The sequence below is a fragment of the Hymenobacter jeollabukensis genome (assembly GCF_005771675.1).
Classification (GTDB): Bacteria; Bacteroidota; Bacteroidia; order Cytophagales; family Hymenobacteraceae; genus Solirubrum; species Solirubrum jeollabukense.
Genome location: NZ_VAJM01000001.1, coordinates 681,918 through 699,583, shown reverse-complemented (window position 1 = coordinate 699,583; position 17,666 = coordinate 681,918). Strand labels below are relative to the sequence as shown.

At 67.0% G+C, this 17,666-nt stretch carries 15 protein-coding genes; 6 read left to right on the top strand and 9 right to left on the bottom strand.

Annotated elements, in window-relative coordinates:
- Nucleotides 1-52 precede the first annotated feature (52 nt).
- Nucleotides 53-1,594: an MBL fold metallo-hydrolase RNA specificity domain-containing protein gene (locus FDY95_RS02985; RefSeq protein WP_138075221.1), complete on the bottom strand. Its 1,542-nt coding sequence runs from the start codon at nt 1,592-1,594 to the stop codon at nt 53-55.
- A gap of 434 nt (nt 1,595-2,028) precedes the next feature.
- Here FDY95_RS02985 and FDY95_RS02980 point away from each other — a divergent pair, with 434 nt between their 5' ends.
- Complete coding sequence (locus tag FDY95_RS02980) at nt 2,029-2,376, top strand: hypothetical protein (protein WP_138075220.1); 348 nt, start codon at nt 2,029-2,031, stop codon at nt 2,374-2,376.
- 127 nt (nt 2,377-2,503) lie between these two features.
- Here the strand turns inward: FDY95_RS02980 and FDY95_RS02975 are convergent, their stop codons facing one another.
- On the bottom strand, nt 2,504-3,097 hold the full coding sequence (locus FDY95_RS02975; RefSeq protein ID WP_138075219.1) for a glutathione peroxidase: 594 nt from the start codon (nt 3,095-3,097) through the stop codon (nt 2,504-2,506).
- 153 nt (nt 3,098-3,250) lie between these two features.
- On the opposite strand from FDY95_RS02975, the gene FDY95_RS02970 reads away from it, so the two are divergent.
- The 4 genes from FDY95_RS02970 to FDY95_RS02955 all read left to right on the top strand — a co-directional run bounded on the left by FDY95_RS02970 (nt 3,251) and on the right by FDY95_RS02955 (nt 8,230).
- Nucleotides 3,251-3,964, top strand: coding sequence for a 3'-5' exonuclease (locus FDY95_RS02970; RefSeq protein WP_171025498.1), 714 nt, complete (start codon nt 3,251-3,253; stop codon nt 3,962-3,964).
- Complete coding sequence (locus FDY95_RS02965) at nt 3,949-5,856, top strand: DUF294 nucleotidyltransferase-like domain-containing protein (protein WP_138075217.1); 1,908 nt, start codon at nt 3,949-3,951, stop codon at nt 5,854-5,856. Before FDY95_RS02970 ends, FDY95_RS02965 begins: the two co-directional genes overlap by 16 nt.
- A 72-nt stretch (nt 5,857-5,928) precedes the next feature.
- On the top strand, nt 5,929-6,591 hold the full coding sequence (locus FDY95_RS02960) for a hypothetical protein (protein ID WP_138075216.1): 663 nt from the start codon (nt 5,929-5,931) through the stop codon (nt 6,589-6,591).
- Between the two features lie 448 nt (nt 6,592-7,039).
- Nucleotides 7,040-8,230 carry a galactokinase gene (locus FDY95_RS02955; protein ID WP_138075215.1) on the top strand — a complete coding sequence of 397 codons (1,191 nt, stop codon included), beginning with the start codon at nt 7,040-7,042 and terminating at the stop codon, nt 8,228-8,230.
- Between the two features lie 133 nt (nt 8,231-8,363).
- On the opposite strand, the gene FDY95_RS02950 is transcribed toward FDY95_RS02955, so the two are convergent.
- Together FDY95_RS02950 and FDY95_RS02945 are read right to left on the bottom strand one after the other, a co-directional pair.
- A complete protein-coding gene (locus tag FDY95_RS02950) occupies nt 8,364-8,780 on the bottom strand; it encodes an EamA family transporter (RefSeq protein ID WP_138075214.1) in 417 nt (138 codons plus the stop codon).
- A 78-nt stretch (nt 8,781-8,858) separates the two neighbouring features.
- On the bottom strand, nt 8,859-9,455 hold the full coding sequence (locus tag FDY95_RS02945; protein ID WP_138075213.1) for an HD domain-containing protein: 597 nt from the start codon (nt 9,453-9,455) through the stop codon (nt 8,859-8,861).
- Between the two features lie 118 nt (nt 9,456-9,573).
- Here FDY95_RS02945 and FDY95_RS02940 point away from each other — a divergent pair, with 118 nt between their 5' ends.
- Complete coding sequence (locus FDY95_RS02940) at nt 9,574-12,321, top strand: cyclic nucleotide-binding domain-containing protein (protein WP_138075212.1); 2,748 nt, start codon at nt 9,574-9,576, stop codon at nt 12,319-12,321.
- A gap of 260 nt (nt 12,322-12,581) precedes the next feature.
- On the opposite strand, the gene FDY95_RS02935 is transcribed toward FDY95_RS02940, so the two are convergent.
- The 5 genes from FDY95_RS02935 to FDY95_RS02915 form a co-directional block, all read right to left on the bottom strand.
- Nucleotides 12,582-13,628 carry an adenylate/guanylate cyclase domain-containing protein gene (locus FDY95_RS02935; RefSeq protein WP_138075211.1) on the bottom strand — a complete coding sequence of 349 codons (1,047 nt, stop codon included), beginning with the start codon at nt 13,626-13,628 and terminating at the stop codon, nt 12,582-12,584.
- Entirely contained in the window at nt 13,618-14,007 is a 390-nt protein-coding gene (locus tag FDY95_RS02930; RefSeq protein WP_138075210.1) for a response regulator, read from the bottom strand. Before FDY95_RS02930 ends, FDY95_RS02935 begins: the two co-directional genes overlap by 11 nt.
- Before the next feature lie 42 nt (nt 14,008-14,049).
- Entirely contained in the window at nt 14,050-15,420 is a 1,371-nt protein-coding gene (locus FDY95_RS02925; protein WP_138075209.1) for an ATP-binding protein, read from the bottom strand.
- Between the two features lie 24 nt (nt 15,421-15,444).
- Nucleotides 15,445-15,753 carry a hypothetical protein gene (locus FDY95_RS02920; protein ID WP_138075208.1) on the bottom strand — a complete coding sequence of 103 codons (309 nt, stop codon included), beginning with the start codon at nt 15,751-15,753 and terminating at the stop codon, nt 15,445-15,447.
- Nucleotides 15,754-16,031: 278 nt separating this feature from the next.
- A complete protein-coding gene (locus tag FDY95_RS02915; RefSeq protein WP_138075207.1) occupies nt 16,032-17,501 on the bottom strand; it encodes a glutamate synthase subunit beta in 1,470 nt (489 codons plus the stop codon).
- Between the last annotated feature and the right edge of the window lie 165 nt (nt 17,502-17,666).

Sequence of the window (17,666 nt, the reverse complement as noted above, 5' to 3'; positions counted from 1 at the left end):
TGGTTTTGCTTAAACAATGACAGCAGGTTTGGCGCCGGCCAGGCCGCAGCCGCTATAGCCCGGTAAACAGCACGTCGGACTCGCCGTATTCGGGCACGGTCACGTTGGCCCAGCCCCGCTCCAGGCGCAGGGTTTGGGCCAGGCTGGCGGCGGCGGCCGGCTCGCCGTGCACCACGAACGTGCGCTTGGGCGCCTGCTGAAAGCCGTGCAGCCAGCGCAGCAATTCGCCCCGGTCGGCGTGGGCCGAAAAGCCGTCGAGCTCGGCCACGTGGCAGCGCACCGGCACCCAGTCGCCGAACATCTTGATTTCCCGCTCGCCGTCCTGCAGGCGGCGGCCGCGGGTGCCCTCGGCCTGGTAGCCCACCAGCAGCACCGTATCCTGGGGGCGGGGCAGGCGGTGGTGCAGGTGGTGCACGATGCGCCCACCGGTGCACATGCCGCTGGCCGAAATGATGATGGCCGGCCCGGTCAGGCGGTTCAGCGCCTTGGACTGCTCCTGATCGGTGACGAAGGTGAGCCCGTCGAAGTGAAACGGGTTGTCGTGGCCCAGGCGGTGGGCCGTCGGGTGGTTGCCGAACAGGTGGGTGACCCGGATGCCCATCGGGCTGTCGACGTAGACCGGCACGGCGGGCACGCGGCCCTGGCGGCGCAGCTCGCGCAGGTGGTAGAGCAGCGTTTGGGTGCGGCCCACGGCGAAGGCGGCAATGAGCAGCACCCCGCCGCGGCCCAGTGCCTCGTTCACCACAGCGGCCAGGGCGGCGGCCGGGTCGGCAGTGCGCGTGTTCCGGTCGCCGTAGGTCGACTCGACCAGCAGCACGTCGGCCTCGCGGATGGGCGTCGGGTCGAAGAGCACCGGGTTGTCGTAGCGGCCCAGGTCGCCGGAAAACACCAGCTTCTTGGTTTGCCGGGCGCCTTCCACCTGCAGTTCCACGATGGCCGAGCCCAGGATGTGGCCCGCGTCGTGGAAGGTGACCTGCACGTGCTCGGCTACCAGCACCGGCACGCCGTAGGGCGCGGGGCGCAACAGCGGCAGCACCTGCTCGGCGTCGGCCACGGTGTAGAGCGGCCGGGCCGGGTGGTGCTTGGAGAAGCCCTCCGCGTTGGCGTAAGCGGCTTCTTCCTCCTGCAGCCTGGCCGAATCGAGCAGCAGGATGCGCAGCAGCTCGGCCGTGGCTTCGGTGCAGAAAATCGGGCCCTGGAAGCCGTCTTTCACCAGCTTGGGCAGGTAGCCGCTGTGGTCGATGTGGGCGTGGGTGAGCACCACGGCATCGAGCGCAGCTACGTCTATGGGCAGCGCGTCCCAGTTGCGGTGGCGCAGCTCCTTCAGGCCCTGAAACAGGCCGCAGTCGACCAGCAGGCGCTGCTGGTGCGGGCCGCGGCTGAGCGTGAGCACGTACTTGGAGCCCGTCACCGTCTGGGCCGCGCCGAGAAACTCCAGGCTCACGTCGAGCCCGTACAGCTCGGGCGAAAGAATGCCCGCCTGCTCCGGCTGCCAGGTCGTGGGAGCGGGCGCAATGGCGGGCGACGGGCCGGCGGCGCGGTAGGGCAGGCAGGCGGGGGCTACCGGTCGGGAGAGGTGTGGGAAGGCATTCATAGCAGGCAGAACGTGAGCGGGTTAAACGCTGGTGGGAGCGGCCGGCGACTGGTAACAAGTATACCGGGCCCGGCGGACAAAAAGGATGACATTAATCATGGCCGAGCACGATACTTGTGCTGGCTTAGGGCGAGGGGAATTGCGTATTTAATGGCTTGGCGGTACGAAGCCGCCAGTTCCCGCCACCGCGGGTTGGCCCGGTCGGTTCGCAGCGGTTTGGCCGGGGCCGCCAGCCGCGCCCGGCGCACCGTAATTGTAAGTTCCTGCTTGTCAGTATTCGGGGTGGCCAAAACGCAAGACGGAGGCTACTGCCGCGGGCAAACCGGCAGCCAAGCCCGGTCCTGTGCCGTATGAGGAAGCACAAGCCGGCTGGCGGCGCGTGCCGACAGGTGCCGCCAGCGCGGAATCCGTTCCATCATTTTCTACCCAGCAGCATGGCTACCACGCCCGACCACGCGCAGCCTTCCTCGCCCAACGAGGAGCCGAAGCGCCCCCACGCCAGCAACAGCGGCGCCAACGATAACCCCGACGAATTCAGCGAATTCCGCAAGCCCAACGCGCCCGGCACCGAAGACTACAGCGCCGAAAGCCGCCAGGCCGACCCCCGCGAGCAGCCCGGCCACGTGGAGCAAAACCAGAACCCCGACGCCGTAGCCGCCGCCCAAAACGCCGACAACGACGAGCAGCGCGCCGCCTGGAAGGCCGACGACCCGCGCTACGGCAGCGGCCACCGCCCCGGCACCCAGCGCAGCCCCGCCGACGGGGGCGAAGACGCCGACTAATCCCCGAATCGATGCCAGGCCCGACGCTGGCTCCGCCCGAAGCGGGGTGCCGGTCGGGTGGCAGAAAGAACAAGGCCCGCCGACATTGCGTCGGCGGGCCTTGTTGCGTTGGTAGAATCGGCGGAGGTTAGCGGGAACCGAGCTGGCTGGTCACTTCCGGGCTCAGCGGCGACACGGCCGGGCCGAAGTAGTGCGTCAGCCGGCCGTCGGGGCCGACGAGGTACTTGGCAAAGTTCCAGTCGGGGGCCTGCTCGTTCCAGCCGTTGCGGCGGGCGTCGCTGAGCCACTGGTACACGGCGTTCTGCTGGGGCTGCTTCACCACCACGCTCTTCTTCATCAAGGGAAACGACACGCCGAAGTTCACCTGGCAGAACTGGCTGATGGCGTGGTCGTCGGCTTTTTCCTGCTCGGCAAAGTCGTTGGCCGGAAACCCCAGCACCACCAGCTGTTCGCCGTACTGCTCCTGCAGCTGCTGCAGCTCCTCGTATTGCCCGGTAAAGCCGCAGTTGGAGGCCGTGTTGACCAGCAGCACCTGCTTGCCTTTCAGGTCGCGGAAGGGCAGGGGCTGGCCCGAGTTGAGCGTGCCGGCCAGGTCGTAGAACGAGGCCGGGGCGGCGGCGCGCTGCTTGTTTTCCAGCACCTTGCCGCGGCTGCTGGACTTGCTCAGGCGCATGATCAGGGGGTAGAGCAGCTTCAGGAGTTTCTGGCGGAACGTGGGCATGGCGGCAAACTGGAAGTGAAGTCGATAGGTACTGGCCGGCAACCCGGTGGGTTGCGCGGCGGGCAAAGGTAGCGCCGGGGCGGCTGGGAGCGGTGCCGGTTCCGGGCGCAGCCGCTATCATTGCGGCCGGCTACCCGCTTTTCCGCCCCCGGCTTGACCCAGTACCTGCTTTTTGTCGACACCGAAACCACCGGCCTGCCGCGCCGCTGGGACCAGCCCTACGCCTCGGGCCAGTGGCCCCACGTGGCCCAGCTGGCCTGGCAGATCTACACCGCCGCGGGTGAGCTGGTGAAGGAGGAAAACCACTTCCTGCAGATTCCCGCGGGCTCCATGCCGGCCGCCGCGGTGGCCGTGCACGGCATCACCCCGGCGTTTTTGCACCAGCACGGCCAGCCTCCCGGCCCGGTGCTGCAGCGCCTGCTGGCTGACCTGGCGCAGTACCAGCCGCGCGTCATCGGCTACTTTCTGCAGCTCGATTTTCACGTCATCGGGGCCGCGCTGCACCGCGCCGGGCTGCCCAACCCGCTGCCGGCCCTGCCGCAGTTTTGCACCATGAAAGTCAGCGGCCGCCCCGACGACGGCACCCACCGCCGCTACCGCCGCCTGGCCGAGCTGCACGAGCTGCTGCTGGGCCAGGCCCTGCCCCGCCTGCACGACGCCCGTGAAGACGCCGCCGCCACCGCCCGCTGCTTTTTCGAGCTGCGGCGCCTCGGCCGCATCCCGCCCGACGTATTGAGCGGGCAGCCGCCGCTGCAGCCGCCCACCGGCCGGCCCGCCGCCGTGTGGCCACCCCGCTCCTTGTTGCTCGTGGGCGGCGCCTTGCTTCTCGTTCTGCTCTTACTTGCCCTGCTATGGACACTCGTTTAGCCTTTCTGCGCACCGTGGAGCCCTTTGCCTTCCTGCCCGACGAGGTGCTGGCCGGCGTGGTGGAGCTGCTGGAGGAAGTGAAGTACCCCCAGAAAACCCTGCTCTACCAGCAGGACGCGACCAAGCTGCGCCACCTCGACATCGTGGTAGAGGGCGCCTACGACACGTTTTTCCTCGACAGCGAGCAGCGCCAGCGCCTGCCCGAGGTCTACGGCGCGGGCACCTGCTACGGGGGCATGTCCATCTTGCTCAACAAAAAGCGCAGCCTGCGCACCGTGGTGGCCCGCGCCGGCACCCGGGTGCTGCAACTACCGCGCCGCGACTTTCGGGCCCTGTGCCTGGCCTACGAGCCGTTTTTTCAGTATTTCACCCACCGCTTCGGCCAGCGCATGCTCGACGACGAGTACGCGCACTTCGTCAAGCCCGCCTCGCCGCCCGAAGAGAATTTCCTCGTCGCCGACCAGCTGTTCTCGCGCCGCATCGACTCGCTGGAAGTGCGGCCCATCGTGGCGGCGCCGGCCAGCACGCCCATTTTCCAGGTGGCCCGGCGCATGGGCACGGCCAAGGTCAGCTGCCTGTTCGTGACCGACGAGAGCGGCGACAACCTCGTCGGTTACTGCACCGACATTACCCTGCGCGACGCGGTGGTGGCCAAGTGCCTCGACGCCACGCGGCCGGTAGGGGAGGTGGCGGCCACCCCGCTGGTTTCCATCCCGAGCGCGGCCTACGTGCACGAGGCCATCCTGCTCATGTTTCAGACCAAGACGCGCTACCTGCTGGTGGAGCGCGAGGGCCGCTATGTGGGTTTTCTGAGCCGCAACAAGTTGCTGTCGGACCTGGCGCAGTCGCCGTTTATGTTCATCCAGGCCGTGAAGCTGGCCCAGAGCACCCGGGAGCTGAAGCGCCGCTGGGACATGGTGCCCGACATGGTGAACCAGCTGCTGACCCGCGGCGTGCGCCCCGAAATCGTCAACCAGGTCATCAGCACCGTGGCCGATACCATTGCCCTCAAGGTCATCGAGCACGTGCTGGAGGCCCACGGCCCGGCCCCGGCGCGCTTCGCCTTCATGGTGCTCGGCAGCGAGGGCCGGCAGGAGCAGACGCTCGTCACCGACCAGGACAACGCCATCATTTACGAGGACAAGGCCAATGAGCAGCGCGAGCTGGTGCGCGCCTACTTCCTGCGCTTCGCCGAGGCCGTGTCGGACGAGCTGAACCACATCGGGCTGCACTACTGCACGGGCGGCTTCATGGCCAAGAACCCCAAGTGGACGCACTCCCTCTCGCACTGGAAGCGCAACTACCAGGCGTGGATTCGCGAGTCGGTGCCCGAAACGGTGATGCAGTTCGCCACCTTTTTCGACTGCCGCCACCTCTACGGCGACGCCGCGCTGGTGCAGGAGCTGCAGGCCTTCGTGCGCGACGAGCTGCAGGCCGGCAAATCGGAGCGCTTCCTGTTTTTCCTGGCCAAAAACGCCCTGCAGTACGAGCCCCCGCTGACCTTTTTCCGCGGCTTCCGCACTTTCGCCCAGGAAGGCCAGCAGGTGTTTGACCTGAAGAAAGCCATGACGCCCATCGTGGACCTGGTGCGCGTGTACGCCCTGCAGCGGCAGGTGCCCGGCACCAACACCGGCGAGCGGCTGGCCCGCCTGCGCGAGCTGGGTGTGTTCAAGGAGCGCGAGTACGAGGAGCTGCTGCAGGCCTACTACTACCTGATGGGCATGCGCCTCAAGAAGCAGGCCCGCCAGCTCATTTCGGACCGCCGCGCCGCCACCAACTACCTCGACCCCAAGACGCTGACCCAGGTGGAGCAGGTGACCCTGAAGGAAATCTTCAAAGTCATCGGCGACTTCCAGGTGAAGATTAAGGTGGCGTTTACCAAGGCGCTGTAGGGGCGGGTCGGTTTTGGCTGTAGCTTATGGGCCGCTGCTGACCTCCGCAGTCTTCACGCATTTGTTTCTCTCATGCTTCGGCAAAAAAACTATAACTCCTCTCTCGTATTGGTGGTGGCTTCGCTTTTGGGGAATTGCACCTCAGCTCCGGAAGAAAAACCAGCAGAGCCTGCTGCTCCTCTCTCGGCGGCACCTGCGCCCGTGACCACCCCTGCTGCCTGTGCGCTGCCGGTGTACGATCTGGCCACAATTGCGAAAACGCACAAGCGGCTGAGCACTGACGACGTGCAGCAGATGATGCGCCAGAACCCGGGTTTACCGAGCTTTTTCAAAGACTACAGCCAGTACACGGATCTGTTGGTGCTGGATACGCTGCGCTGCCAAGGTTACACGCTGGTGCCGGTGCTGTGGCGTCACGAAGACTGTTGCGAGGATTTGGTGTACCTGACTACGTCGTCGGATGGCTCGGCGGTGCTGGACTCGATGCGAGTAGCGGGCCGTGGCATGGATGGGCAATGGCACGCGGAGGCATCGATGCGCCTGGCAAGCCACGGGGAGCTACTCGCGACGGTGCTCGAAGAAAACGCTTCGGATTCGGAAAGCGAGCCAAACGTGCTGGATTCGGTCGTCACCGCTTATGCGGTTAGTCCGCAGGGGCGGTTTACGAAAAGACAGGTCAGCAGCGTGCAGCGAAATCTGCGAGCAGGGGAGCATATTCCCGGCCCAAAAAAGTAAGCGGTTGTCCTATAAGACGCGCCGGAAAAGCCGCATTATCCTTCTTCCGCCAATCTGATGCGGTACCCGATGGCGGAACAGCCGTACCCGGCCCAACCGGGAGAGTAACGGTCGAAATGCGCTGCGCTAGGCGTTGCGCCGACAATTTTTACTGCGCCACCGAGCCGCTAGCTGCCAGCCGGTTGCGGCGCGGCTGATTGCAAAAATCATCGGCTTTCGGCCGTTATGCTGGGTCGACTATATCGTCGGCTACTGATTTTCTTGTTATTTTTCCCCAGAAGAGACTAGCCCGGTGCCAGCAGGGCCCGGCCAGGCCTTCCCCCGCGCCCCTTCGTCCGAGCCCACCCCCGAAGGTTGTTACCGTCCCTGTTTCGGCTTTCAACCCCTTCCGCCCGCTGAGCAGCCGCGCCTTGCGTGTTGCCCGCGCCGGCTTCGTCTCCGACTTCTTATGGGTGCCTCTTCGTTGGCCGCCGACCTCGCGGCCGATTTTCAACTGCACTTCGGGGCTGCGCCCGTGGTGGTGCGCGCCCCGGCCCGCGTCACCCTGCTCGGCAAGCACCTGGAGCACTACCAGGGGTGGGTGCTGCCCGCCGCCCTCGACCGCGAAGCCGTGGTGGCCGTGGCCCTGAACCACACCGGCCGGGTGCGCCTCTATTCCTACGATTCCGACGTGATGGTGGAAGCCCCGCTGGCCGCCACCGGCCCGCCCGGCGCCAAGTCGTGGATGTACCGGCTGCTGGGCGTGGCCGCCGGCTTTCAGCAGCTGGGCTACGCGCTGCCGGGCTTCGACTGCATGTTTGGCGGCAACATTCCGGTGGGGGCGGGCCTCTCGCCGGCCGCCGCCGTGGCCAGCGGCCTGGCCTTTGCCCTCAACCAGCTGCTCGACGCCCGCCTCGACGGCCTGGCCCTGGCCCGCCTGGCCCAGCGCGCCGAGTACCTCGAAGCCGACCACCCCGCCGGCCTCATCGACTATGTGGCCGCGCTGTGCGGCAGCCCCGGCCACCTGCCCCGCCTCGACTGCCGCACGCTAGAAGTGGAGCTGCTGCCCTTCGACGCCGCGCAGTACCGCTTCGTGCTCTGCGACGCGGGCATCTCGCGCAGCCGGGCTAGCGCGGGCTACGCCGTGCGCCACGAGGAATGCGCCCGCGGCCTGGCCGTGCTGCGCCGCCACTACCCCGAGCTGCGCAGCCTGCGCGAGGTGACGCCCATGCAGCTGCACCGCTACCGCCAGGAAATGGGGGAGTCGGTGTACCGGCGCTGCGCCTTCGTGCTGGCCGAAAACCAGCGCGTGGAGCTGGCCGCCATGCACCTGCAGGCCGGCAACGTGCGCGCCCTAGGCCAGCAGATGTACGCCGCCCACGCCGGCCTGCGCAACGACTACGCCGTGAGCTGCCCCGAGCTGGACGAGCTGGTGCTCATTGCCCAGGACTACCCCGGCACCCTGGGCGCCTGCATGCTCGGCGGCCTGAGCAGCTGCACCCTGAACCTGCTGCCCGCCGCCGCCGCCGATACCTTCGTGCGCCACGTGGCCGCCGCCTACCAGCAGCGCCGCGACGGGGCCCTGGTCACCTACCAGGCCGGCATCAGCCCCGGTGTGGTGCTCATCGACGAAGCCGAGCTGGCCGCCGTGGCGCGCTGAGCCGGTGAGAGGCCGAAAGAAAGCAGCCCCGACTACCGGCTAAGAGTGTGTCGGGGATTTTAGAACTTGGTCATGCGTCGCGGGGCTCTGCTTGACGCTCAAGAATCCTTTTTATGGAAATCCAAACACCCTCTTAGCCCCAGATCAGCACCAGGGTGCCCGTGATGATGAGCCCCGCGCCCAGGCCCGTCTGCCAACTCAGCCGCTCGCCCAGAAACACCACCGACAAAACAATGGCCAGGGCCACGCTCAGCTTGTCGACGGGCGCTACCTGCGACACCTTGCCCAGCTGCAAGGCCCGGAAATAGAACAGCCACGACAGCCCGGTAGCCAGGCCCGAGAGGCCCAGAAACAGCAGGTTCTGGCGCGTGAGCGTGTGCACCTGCTCCAGCCCGCCGCGGAAATACACGATGCCCCAGGCCAGCACCAGAATGACGGCCGTGCGCACGGCCGTGGCCAGGTTGGAGTCGACGCCCTTGATGCCGATTTTGGCCAGCACGGCCGTGAGGGCGGCGAAGAAAGCGGAAAGCAGAGCGTACATCCACCACATAAGTCAGCGCGAAAAGGGTACAGCCACCGTGTACGGCGTCGGCGGGCCGACTGGCGACGGGCGCTGCTGCGCAGGACTTCAGGGCGCGGTCAGCTGCGCCAGTTCCGCCCGCACTTCGGCCAGCCGAGCCTGCTTCTGCGGCTCGCGCTGCGTGGCGGCGGTGCGCGTCCAGTAGCGGTGGGTGGTTAAGAACTCCTGCTGCAGCCGCAGCCAGGCCGCCGCGTCGTAGGGCTGACCGTGGCTGGCCAGCTCGGTGCGCAGGGTCTGGCTGATGGGCCAGTAGTCGGGGCGGCCGAGGTAGTCCAGGTCGGCGTCGCAGAGGATGCGGGCCAGCGGCTCGGGGCCGGGCGCCTGGGGCATTTCGGTGGCCATGATAAGCCGGCAGATCAGCTCGATCTGCGCCGCGGAGTAGCCGAACCCGGGCAGAACCGTGCGGGCCAGAGCGCAGCCGGCGGCTTCGTGGCCGCGGTAAGTCGAGAGGAAGCCCGCGTCGTGGTAGTGGGCGGCGGTGCGCAGCAGGGTTAGCTGCTCGGGGTCGGTGATGCCCTCGGCGGCGGCCAGGGCCTGGGCAGCCGCTACCACGTCGAGGGTATGGTGCCGGCCGTGGTAGCGCAGGTCGGGGGGCAGCTGGTGCAGCAGGTCGAGCACGTAGGTTTCGGCGCGCAGGCAATCCATCGGGGGAGGCGAGGGGTTAAGGGCGCGTAATTACCGGAAAAATCCGCGCCGGGCCGCTTCGGGCGCTATCTTGCAGCTTTCATGGGGCCCCGGGCTCCGCCAGATTCAGCTATCCGGAATGACACTACTCGCACGCTGGCGCCAGTTGCTGGGCATTCGCGCCGACGAAGGGCGCACGGTGGGCCTGTTCTTCCTGCACAACTTCCTGCTCGGCATCGGCACCATCCTGGTGTACGTGTCGGCTAACGTTATCCTGCTCGAAAACAACCCCGAGCGTAACCTGCCGCTGGCCTACATGGCCGCCGCCGCCGCCATGATCGGGGCTGGCAAAATCTACGCCCGCTACGAGCACCACCTCGGCCTGCAGCGGGTGGCCGTGCGGGTACTGCTGGCCACCCTGGCCCTGACCGGGGTGCTGGCCGCCTTGGTTACCTGGGGCCACTCGGTGGCCGCGGCGGTGGCCATCATGACGGGCTACCGCGTGATTTACCTGCTCACCAACCTGGAGTTCTGGGGCGTGTCGGCGGTGGTGTTCGACGTGCGCCAGGGCCGGCGCCTCTTCAGCGTCATCAGCTCGGGCGACATGCCGGCCAAGGCCCTGGGCGCGGTGCTGGCCATCCTCATCCACCACCACTCCGAGCTGCTCTGGCTGCTGCTCACCGCTTTCGGGGCCTACCTGGGCGCCCTGCTGGTGCTGCGGGCCACCGGCCGGGGCCACGCCGTGGAAGTGCGCGCCGCCGCCCGCGGTGCCCGGCAGCAGGCCGTAGCGCCGGCCCTGCAGCGCTGGTTCGGCAGCAGCCGCCTGGTGCTGACGATGTGCCTGAGCATGCTGGCCGTGGCGGCCGTCACCACCGGCATCGAGTACTCGTTTTTCGTCAACGTCAAGCACAAATTCCACGACCAGGCCACGGTGATGCGCTACGTGGGCTCGGTGCTCGTCGTCACCTACCTGCTGGCGCTGGGCTTCAAGCTGCTGCTCTCGCGTGCCACCACCGACCAGGTGGGCGTGCGCCGCACCCTCATGGCGCTGCCCATCATCATGGCCGCGGGCATGGTGCTGGCCGGCGGCCTGTGGTACGTGCAGGCCGACGACGAAACCCTGCTGCTGTACTTCTGCGGGCTGTTTCTGATCCTGGAAGTGCTGCGCCGTGCCCTGTTCGACCCGCTGTTTCTGACCCTGTTTCAGCCCCTTTCGCCGCCCGAGCGCCTGCAGGCCCACACCCTGGCCAAGGGAGTGTATGAGCCGCTGGGCCTGGGCCTGGGCGGCCTGCTGCTGCTAGCGGTGCACCGCCTGCCCGACGTGTCGGCCTGGGCGCCGTTTGCCTGGATGAGCGGCTTCGTGCTCATGGCCGGGTACTTCCTGTTCCGCACCCACAACCACTACCTCGCCGAGCTGCAGCACGCCCTGAGCCGCCGCTTCTCTAGCACCGCCGACACCGCCGCCAGCCTGCGCTGGGCCGATACCGCCGACGCGGGCGGCAGTGCCGCCGCTGATTTCAACCCGGACGATTTTGCGCCGGTCGAACCGGCTCAGCTCATCGAGGCCCTGCGCGACAAAGCCACCCGGCCCGCCGCCACCCAGGCCCTGCTGCAGCGTGGCCCCGCCGCCGTGCCGGCCCTGGCCGCCACCCTGGAAAGCCCCGACGCCGACGACGCGCTGGTGCGCCGCGTGGCCCTGCTCTGCGGCCGGCTGCCCCTGCCCGCCAGCCGCCAGGCCCTGGTGGCCCTGGCCTGGCAGCCCAACCTTTTCCGCCGCGAAGCCGCCCTGCGCGCCCTGCGCAGCTTTGCCCCCGAGGCCGCCGACGCGCCGGTGTTCGAGGCCCTGGTGCAGGAGGAGCTGCAGCTGGCCCGCCACCTGCTCAGCGGCCTCGCCGAGCTGGACCCGGCCGCGCCGCTGGCCAGTAGCCTGGAGTACGAGCTGACGCGGGTGCAGCAGCGCCTGTTCGGCCTGCTGGGGCAGCTCTACCCGCCCCAGCTCATTGCCGACGCCCAGCGCGGCGTGGCCCAGGCCGCCCGCGAGCGGCAGGCCAACGCCCTCGAAATCCTCGACAACCTCATTCCGCAGCCCGTATACCAGGCCCTGCAGACCCTGCTGGAAGTGGCCCCGGCCGCCGCGCGCCTGCGCACCTTCGAGCAGCTGCTGACCTACGACGAGCCATTGGCGGCCATCGTGCCCACCGTAGCCCGCCGCGGCGAAGCGGCCTTCACCGACTGGACCATTGCCCAGGCCCTCGGGCAGTGGCAGCCCACCGCCGCCCTGGCCGACGCCGCCGCCCTGCGGGCCCGCCTGGGCAGCGCCAGCCCGCTGGTGCGCGAGGCGGCCGAAGCCCTGGCCCGCCGCGTGCAGCAGCAGGAGCCCGGGCTGTACGCACAGCTGCGGACCCATCAACCCACCCTCGATTCCGTTCTCATGAGCCATTCTGCGCCCGAATCCCGCATTTCCGCCGCCGAGCGGGTGGCCCTGCTCAAGCACACCGCCCTCTTCGCCGCCACCCCCGAAAACGTGCTCAGCAGCATCGTGCCCATCATGAAAGAAGTCAGCTTCCCGGCCGGGGAGCAGATTTTTGCCAAGGGCGACCTGGGCACCTCGCTCTTCATCGTGCAGACAGGCGAGGTGGGCATCTTCTCCGGGGCGCAGCAGCTGGCCACCTTCGGCCCCGGCGACTTTTTCGGCGAGCTGGCCCTGCTCGACGCCGAGCCCCGCTCCGCTTCCGCCCTCACCCAGGGCCCCGTGCTGGCCTTCCGCCTCGATCAGGACGACTTCTATGACGTGATGGAGGAGCGCCCCGAAGTGCTGCGCAACATCCTGCGCGTGCTCTGCCAGCGCCTGCGCCGCCAGAACGAGAAGTCGGTAGCGGCGGGATAGGGGTTCGTTGTTTGTTTTTCGTTGTTCGACAGGTAAAAGCCGTCATCCTGAGGCGCAGCCGAAGGACCTTCCTCGCACCCTGCACCACCGCTGCCTACGAAGTGCTGACGCTTTTCCGGTAATGCAGAAGCGCAGCCGCCAAGCCCGGACAAAAGGGCGTTGGCGGCTGCGCTTCGTAGTTGGTGCAGGGTGTGAGGAAGGTCCTTCGCTCTGCTCAGGATGACGTTCAGGGGACGAACAACGAACAACGAAAAACGCTCCTACGCCACCACTTCGTAAATCATGATGGGCTGGGCCTTGTTCTTCAGCGTCACTTCGTGCAGCGGGCGGCACTGAAACGACTCCTTCACCAGCTCGTAGGTCGATTCGGTGATGATGATCTGGCCGGGCTGGGCCACCGACTGCAGGCGCTGGCTCACGTTCACCGTGTCGCCGATGACGGTGTAATCCAGGCGCTTGAGTGAGGCCGAGCCGATGTTGCCCGACACCATTTCGCCGGTATTGACGCCGATGCTCACCTGCGGCTGGTAGCGCTGGCCGTCGGGCAGGGTGTACTCGTTGGCCTGCACCGTGGCGCGCACCGCCAGAGCCGCGTCGATGGCGCGGTCGAGGTGGTACTCGCCCCGGAACACGGCCATGACCGCGTCGCCCATAAACTTGTCGACGTGGCCGCCCTGGGCAATGATTTCCTTCACCATCTGGTCGAAGTACGTATTGAGCATGCCCACGATGTCGGCGGCGGGCAGCACTTCGGAGAGGCTGGTGAAGCCGCAGATGTCGATAAAGGCCACGCTGGCCTGCACCGTCTCGCTGATCATGAGCGTGTGCTCGAACTCGGGCCGGGCCATCACGTTGAGCACCGTCTCGTCGACGTACATCTTCAGGATGTTGTTTTCCTGGATGGCGCGCAGCGTGTCGCGCAGCTGCTGTACGTGCTGGGCGGTCTTGTCCATGGTGGTTTCCAGGTCGGCGAAGTCCACCGGCTTGGTCACGAAGTCGAAGGCGCCGCGGTTCATGGCCGTGCGCAGGTTCTGCATGTCGCCGTAAGCCGACACGATGACCGTCTTGACCACCGGGTTCGTCTCCTGCAGGCGGCTGAGCAGGGTCAGCCCGTCCATCACCGGCATGTTGATGTCGCTGAGGATGATGTCGGTGTCGGGGTGCTGGCGCAGCGCGTCGAGGGCCTGCTGGCCGTTGCTGGCAAATACGAACTCGTAGACGTTTTCGCGGATTTTGCGCCGGAACTTCTGCTTGATGAGCAGTTCCAGGTCCGCCTCGTCGTCGACGACCAGAATCTTAGTTTTCATGCGGTTCCATGGCGGCCAGCTTGGCCTTAAGGGCGACGAAGTCGACGGGCTTGGTCAGGAAGTCATCGGCGCCGAGGCGCAGGGCCTGGTCGTGGCTGTCCTGGTCGCCGTAGGCCGTAATCATCATCACCTGCGGGGGCGGCGGGGCCGGGTATTCGGCCCGGATGTGGCGCAGCAGCTCCAAGCCGCTCATGCCGGGCATGTTGATGTCGCTGAGAATCAGTACTACTTCGGAGGGGTGCGCGTGCAGGTACTCCAGGGCTTCTTCGCCGGAGTAAGCGAAGGAAAACGAGAACTGCCCGCTGCGGATTTCGCGGCGAAACCGCTGCTCAAACAGCGTGCGCACATCCGGCTCGTCGTCGACCACTAATATTTTCATCGTAAGCAAAGCTAGGGCAATTCGCTGGAGCGCGAACGGCTGCTAGGCCGGCAAGGTGATAATAAACTCGGTGCCGACGCCGGCCGTCGACTCCACTTCCAGGGTGCCGCCGTGGCCCTTGGTGACGATGTCGTAGCTCAGCGACAGGCCCAGACCGGTGCCTTCGCCGGTGGGCTTGGTGGTGAAGAAGGGCTGGAAGATTTTCTGCTGCACGTCGGCCGGAATGCCCGTGCCGTTGTCCTTCACCCGGATTTCCACCTCGCCCGCGCGGTTGCGGTGGGTGGTCACGCTCACGGTGGGCACGTAGCCGGCGCCGTCGGCTTCCTGGCGCTTCTGCACGGCGTAAAAGGCGTTGGTAAACAGGTTCAGCAGCACCCGCCCCAAATCCTGCGACACGGCGTCGATGCTGCCCACGGCCGGGTCGAAGAAGGTGGTGATGGTGGCGTTGAAGGCCTTGTTTTTGGCCCGCAGGCCGTGGTAGGCCAGGCGCAGGTACTCGTCGGCGAGGTTGTTCACGTCGGTGGGCTGCCGTTCGCCGGTGCTCTGGCGGGAGTGCTCCAGCATGCCGCGCACGATGCTGGCGGCCCGCTGCCCGTGGTGGTGGATCTTCTCCAGGTTCTGGCGCAGGTCGCTGAGCAGCTCGGCTTCCAGGTCCGGGTCGCGTTCGGGGCGCTGCTGTTCTTCCAGCAGCTCCTGCACCAGCTCAGCCGACACGTCGGAGAAGTTGGTGACGAAGTTCAGCGGGTTCTGGATTTCGTGGGCAATGCCGGCGGTCAGCTCGCCCAGCGAAGCCATTTTCTCGCTCTGAATCAGCTGGTCCTGGGTGGTCTTGAGCTCGTCAAGCGCGTGCTGCAGCTCCTGGGTCTGCTGGGTGAGGGTGGCGGTGCGCTCGGCCACCATGCGCTCCAGTTGGCTGTTTTCGGCCTCGATGCGGCGTTTTTCGGCCGCTTCTTTTTCGCGCTCAGCCAGCTCCCGCTCCAGGTGCTTTTTCTGGTTGCGGGCAATGAGCACGAAGCTCACCAGCCAGATGATGGTGAAGCCCTGGGAGGTTTCGAACACCTCGTCGTAGCTCTTGAGCAGGCTTTTGCCGAAGGCCGCCACCAGCAGCTCAATCAGCGAGTAGGCTACGAATGGCGCCAGCGCCAGCACCAGGGTGCGGGCCGGGCGGTAGTCCTGGCAGCGCACCAGCACGTAGAGCACCACCCCGAAGACGAACAGCTGGTACACCTCGTCGAGCAGGCTGGAGTCCCAGCCCACCGACAGGGCCAGCAGGGCCACGCCGGGTACCCAGATCCAGTCGAGCAGGCGGTTGATCTGGGGCAAGCGGGTGGGCAGGTTCAACAGCTGCCGCAGCCAGCGCACGGCCAGCATGCTCAGGGCAATGGGAATGACGAGGGAGGTGTTGACGTTCATGGCAGCCGGACAGGGGCGGAGAAGTTAGTCGTTCTTGGGAGCGGCCGGGGCCTCGGCCTTTTTGCCGGATAGCAGCTGCGGCAGCGGCACCGTAAAGACCAGCACCGGGTTGCTGGTGCGCGGGGCCGTTTTGCCGGCGGGCTTGGCGGCGTTGTCGTCCTTGCTGAGCAGCCGCATGGCGTAGCCCACGGCCGTGGGCAGGGTCACGCGCAACGTCATTACCTGCTGGGCCGGGGCGGCCGGAGGGGGCTCCGGCCGGGTCTGGGCCCGGGCCGGCATGGCTGCCAGCGCGACAAGCGGAAAGAGCAGAAACAACCGGTGGCTAAACGACATCAAAAAAGCTATTGGTGGCCAAAGATGCGACTATATGCGAAGCGGCACCAAAGCCGAAGCCCGGTGCCGCCGAATTAGATTCGAAATAAGGGCCGGCCGTTGCCTGAGCGCCGTGCTGGGTTAGTCGCTCACTCCGGGTTTGCGCGGTATTTTGGAGAAGTAAGAAATACCGCGCAAACCCAACGGCGAATCATGCGCGGTATGCTGAATTTGTGGGAAATACCGCGCAAAAAACATTGGCTGGCGAGTCTGGCGCCCCTTGCCCAGCCAGCGCGGACTCAAGCCCACATACCCACCGCGTGCTTGCTGGGCAGCGCCGTTTTGCCCATCAGAAACTGGTCGACCTGCCGGGCGGCTTCGCGGCCCTCCGAAATGGCCCAGACCACCAACGACTGCCCGCGGCGCATGTCGCCGGCCACGAACACCTTCGCCACGCTGGTCTGGTAGTCCTGCTCCGAGGCCCGCACGTTGCCGCGCTCATCCAGGGCCGCGCCGAGTTGCTGGAGCAGGCCGCCCGGCTCGGGGCCGGTGAAGCCCAGAGCCAGCAGCACCCGCTGGGCCGGAATTTCGCGCGCCGAGCCCTCGATTTCCTGGAAGCCCAGGCGGCGGCCCAGCACGTCGGTTTCCCAGCTGATGTCGGATACCAGCAGGGCGCGCACCCGGCCGGCGGCGTCGCCCAGGAAGGCCTTGGTTTTGATGCCCCAGTAGCGCTGGCAGCCTTCCTCGTGCGAGGTGCTCGTGCGGAAAATGGCCGGCTCCAGCGGCCAGGGCGTGTGGGCGGGCCGCTCGGCGGCGGGCTCGTTCATCTGGGCAAACTGCGTGACCGAGCGGGCCTGCTGGCGGTTGGCCGTGCCCACGCAGTCGGAGCCCGTGTCGCCGCTGCCGATGACCACCACGTCTTCGCCGGCAAAGTGCAGCTCCTCGCCCTCAATGGGCTGGCCGGCCACGCGGCGGTTGTGCTGCGTGAGGTAGGGCATGGCCTGGTGGATGCCCTGCAGCTCCCGGCCGTCGATGGGCAAATCCCGCGGGGCCAGGGCGCCGCCGGCCAACACCACCGCGTCGAAGTCGCGCAGCAGGTCGGCAGCGGGCAGGTCGCGGCCAATTTCCACCCCGCAGCGGAACTGCACGCCGTCGGCTTCGAGCAAGGCCAGGCGGCGGTCAATTACCCACTTTTCTAGCTTGAAATCGGGTACGCCGTAGCGTAGCAAGCCGCCGGGCCGCTCGTCGCGCTCAAACACCGTGACGGCGTGCCCGGCCCGCACCAGCTGGGCCGCCGCCGCCAGTCCGGCCGGCCCCGAGCCCACCACCGCCACCGCCCGGTCCGACTTCAGCACCGGTGACGTAGGCCGCACGTAGCCCTTGGCGAAGGCCAGCTCAATGATGTGCTTCTCGATTTCCTCGATGGCCACCGGCGCCCGGTTGATGCTCAGCACGCAGGCCGCCTCGCAGGGCGCGGGGCAGATGCGGCCGGTAAACTCGGGGAAGTTGTTGGTGGCGGCCAGAATCTGGTAGGCCTGCTCCCAGTCCTGCCGGTGCACCGCCTCGTTGAACTCCGGGATGATGTTGCCCAGCGGACAGCCCGCGTGACAGAACGGAATGCCGCAGTTCATGCAGCGGGCGGCTTGCGTGGTCAGCTGCGCCTGCTCGTAGCGGCCCACGAACTCCTGGTTGTGCTGCACGCGCTCCTGCGGGGCCGCCTTGGGGGGCAGCTCGCGGGCAAATTCCTTGAAACCGGTGATGTGTGCCATAGGCGCCTCACCCCCCGGCCCCCTCTCCGAAAAGGAGAGGGGGAGCCTGACGACTTTGGGAGGCTGGTTTGTTTTCGTTGATGATTGATTTTGGATTGGTGCGAATCCGCTCGTCACCCTAACCTGAATTTCCCATTGATGCAGGACCACGTCGTCGCCGCCATC